Origin of the sequence: Microvirga roseola, assembly GCF_020866965.1 — a bacterium.
GTDB lineage: Bacteria > Pseudomonadota > Alphaproteobacteria > Rhizobiales > Beijerinckiaceae > Microvirga > Microvirga roseola.
In genome coordinates this window covers 1-1,830 of sequence record NZ_JAJATX010000141.1, presented here as the reverse complement: position 1 = coordinate 1,830, position 1,830 = coordinate 1, and the positions used below count along the sequence as shown (strand labels likewise).

Annotated in this window: 1 protein-coding gene; it reads left to right on the top strand. The window is 56.7% G+C overall.

Features of this window, described 5'->3' with window-relative positions:
* Positions 1-180: 180 nt before the first annotated feature.
* Positions 181-480 (top strand): cupin domain-containing protein, encoded by a 300-nt coding sequence (locus tag LG661_RS24520; RefSeq protein ID WP_230534612.1) that lies wholly within the window; start codon positions 181-183, stop codon positions 478-480.
* The last annotated feature ends 1,350 nt before the right edge of the window (positions 481-1,830 follow it).

Sequence of the window (1,830 nt, the reverse complement as noted above, 5' to 3'; positions counted from 1 at the left end):
GAGGGCTTCCTCGAGCTGAAATACATCTGCCTCGCAGGCCTGTGAGCTATGGGCAAGGCACGCTGTGTCTTCAACCTAGCAGCTCGCCGTCACTGCGAGACGGCAGCCGTCTTGAAGCAGGCCCTCGCTGCGTCCGTATCCGCTATCGTTAACCAGCATCCTCTTTGTTCAGGTTTTCCAATGGCCTTTCAGTGCGACATCCCAGCCCGCCCGACCATCCAGCACGATAGTACTGAGTACCGCATCACTCGCTGGGACTTCGCACCCGGTGCCGTCACCGGCTGGCATGAGCATGGCTATCCCTATGTCGTCGTCATGATCACGGCTGGACGCCTTCGTATTCATGACGGTAGGACGACGAGCGAGGTGGAGCTTCAGCATGGGCAGGCCTATTCACGCCCGGCCGGAATTCGGCACGATGTCATGAATGCCTCAGATCATCCGATTGCCTTCGTCGAAATCGAGATGAAGAAGTACTAGATTCCGTTGAGGCCGATCTAAATATTCCCGATGGCTCCGCATCGTGCCCGACCCCTGACAATGATGCTTTAACTGCAACGCTCTACAGGGCTACCTTACCTTACCAAGTCAAACGCCTGCGTTAGGAAGAGATCCGATGTTGTCATGTCCGGACGGCGCCCCTGTTGCAATGCGCCTGAGAAAATAACTGCGTCCTTGGGCGAGCCTGAGACGAGGGAAAACAATCTGCCCTGTGCTGCTTCACTCTCCATGCAGAGTTTATGGTAGCATTGGTCCGATCAAAGGCCGAAGGCCGCCGGGGCTGCCCCCCAGAACAACAAGGGCTTGCCAGGCCGGTGGGGCGCCATGTCATCTGAGCCGACCGGAACGATGAATGATGACATTCCACCGTATACGACAAGATAGCCCTGGCTTCGGAGATTGCGCTCGGTTTCGTTTAAGGAACTCAGCCACTGGTGGAGGCAGTTCAACATGATAGCCTTGAGCCAGTGGATCTGTCCCGCCGAACCGACGATGCCCGATACCCGTGCCACTACGCTATGACCTGACAAGCTGTGAGGCTAATAAGACCAGTAGTCAGCCGGAAGAACGGAAACCATTGTGGGCAGGAAGCCTGATCTTCGAGTTCCATTTCGTGCCGCTCTCCTTCTGCCGCGCGACCGTGCGTTCGTGAAAAAGCAGTGTTCTGGGCCGCCAATATATCTGCTGGCCTCGCAGGTTGCACAGAATGCTCTTCAAAGCAGGGCGATGAAAATCCTGATAGGGTTCCCTTGCTGAAAGCTATGCTCGTCAACCAGGCGTAGGCTGCACCTGAAAGCCACGCCAGCCTCTCGAGGATATCGGGCTCGTCTGGAGCGTCAATAAGGCCGCGGGCTCCACATGCACTACCTGCATTCAACTGCTGAGCAAAAATTAGACGCTCGGTCGATCCGATATGCAGTGAGCAGTCGCGGTCCGCCATGGTATCCCTTGGGCGGACGCTCCACGATTAGGATCTCCAGCTGACTGCGGCAATTGTGCGCCGCACAGGTTTACCTCCCATCCTCGATAAGCTACTGCGGCAACGCGAGCGCTCACGGGGATCGAGAGCCATATTGAGATTGCCGCACAGCTTATGGGCTCTGTCGCGAATGCAGGCTGAAGTTGATGGACGGAAACGAACTTCGCTCCGGATGCTGGTAAGCTTCAGTTAAGATTAATCTCCTAATGAGCCTTCATCGAAGCATCAGACCGCTGCCCGCCAACCGCAGCGGCCCCCTTCTGGCGCTTTGCCACCTTCAGGGCCGCTGCTCAGAGCGGCCCTTTTTCTTGTGTGCCGAGCATGTTCGACAGCTCGGAGGTGTAAGTCCT

What these genes read in the sequence shown, in the direction of transcription:
- LG661_RS24520 (WP_230534612.1), top strand. Translation starts at nt 181, where the DNA reads ATGGCCTTTCAGTGCGACATCCCAGCCCGCCCGACCATCCAGCACGAT.